General features: G+C 56.9%; 1 protein-coding gene and 2 tRNA genes. 2 read left to right on the forward strand and 1 reads right to left on the reverse strand.

Going from position 1 to position 1,360, the window contains the following annotated elements:
- Positions 1 to 21: 21 nt before the first annotated feature.
- Positions 22 to 98: transfer RNA gene (locus MPN20_RS17075), tRNA-Pro, on the reverse strand.
- Positions 99 to 180: 82 nt separating this feature from the next.
- On the opposite strand from MPN20_RS17075, the gene MPN20_RS17080 reads away from it, so the two are divergent.
- On the forward strand, positions 181 to 672 hold the full coding sequence (locus MPN20_RS17080; protein WP_242784055.1) for a TetR family transcriptional regulator: 492 nt from the start codon (positions 181 to 183) through the stop codon (positions 670 to 672).
- A 147-nt stretch (positions 673 to 819) separates the two neighbouring features.
- Positions 820 to 893: transfer RNA gene (locus MPN20_RS17085), tRNA-Val, on the forward strand.
- The last annotated feature ends 467 nt before the right edge of the window (positions 894 to 1,360 follow it).

The raw sequence follows: 1,360 nt of genomic DNA on the forward strand, positions 1-1,360 counted from the left end.
CGATGTCGCGGCACATCACCTTGGTCGGGATAGCGGGATTCGAACCCACGACCTCCTCGTCCCGAACGAGGCGCGCTACCAAGCTGCGCTATATCCCGTGGCCAGGAACTACTATAGCGAGGGTAGCCCGATTCGAAAAATCGGGTTGGCCGATCGCCCGCAAGTGGAAGGAACGTCTCATTGGCACTCACTGCCGAGAGCATCACGACAACAGCCCTCGACATCCTTTCGCGCTACGGACTCGGCGATCTGTCGATGCGCAGGCTGGCTCGTGAACTGGACGTTCAACCATCAGCGCTCTATTGGCATGTGAAGGACAAGCAGGAGCTGTTCGTCCTCATCGCCAAACGCATGAACACGGAAGTGGACGCTCGGTGCCCTGCCCCCTCCGATCCTTTGGCTGCGGTGCTGGCATTGCGTGAGATTCTTCTTACCTACCGCGACGGGGCAGAGATCATGCTGCTCGGGTATTCAATCGCCCCCGACGAGGTCACGCCTGCATCACTGGCTGTTCAATCTCTCGGCGCTGAGACCTCGCAGGGAATCATGGCGCATGCTTTGGGCGCAGTCGCCATCGAACAGAACCGCAATCTGTTCGACATCGAAACGTCAGATAGCGGTGAATTCTTCGCCGCCGCCGCAGGACGACTGCTCAAGAGCCCAGCTGAATGAAACATGGCATTTGCCCGTGAACCAGGTCAGTAGCATGGCTATATCTAGCGAGGTCAGCCGGACCGTTCTTCGGTTTCGCCTGCAGACACCGCTTATGGCATACTGATCAAGCACGTACGCCTGGCTCTGTCCTTCGGTCGTGCAGTGGGGCCTATAGCTCAGTTGGCTAGAGCATCTCGTTTACACCGAGAGGGTCGGGGGTTCGAGTCCCTCTGGGCCCACCTTTGAGCATTTGATAGATGTCCCGGCGAGAAGGATTCCTTAAGTTGAGCCCTTTTCTTTGGCCAATCTGTGTACACTCCATTTTCGAATGTTGTGGTCTACAAGCGTCCAAAGCCTCCGCGCCCGGGTCCAGATCGGGATGGAAAAGGCGGAATACTCGTCGATAATCGTGGCCATCTACGCATCACTGTGTATGTGTTGGACGACCTTTATGTGAGCACTTGATCTGGCTAGCATCTGTGCGGCGCATATCGTGGAAGCCTAATTGAGACTGGATCCCTCCCGATCTTTTGGCCCACGCCCGCTACGAACCACCTGAGACACCGTCGCTGCGACCTTTCGGCTTCGGCCCAGGAGAATCCCCCATGATGGGGACTGATGCAAAGAAGGGTGACAGCGTGAGTGTCATGCTGCGAGAGCAGCTGGCTCTATGATTGCTTCGTACTCTACTGGTGTCAATCGACCC

Source organism: Brevibacterium sp. ZH18 (genome assembly GCF_022748595.1).
Lineage (GTDB): Bacteria > Actinomycetota > Actinomycetes > Actinomycetales > Brevibacteriaceae > Brevibacterium.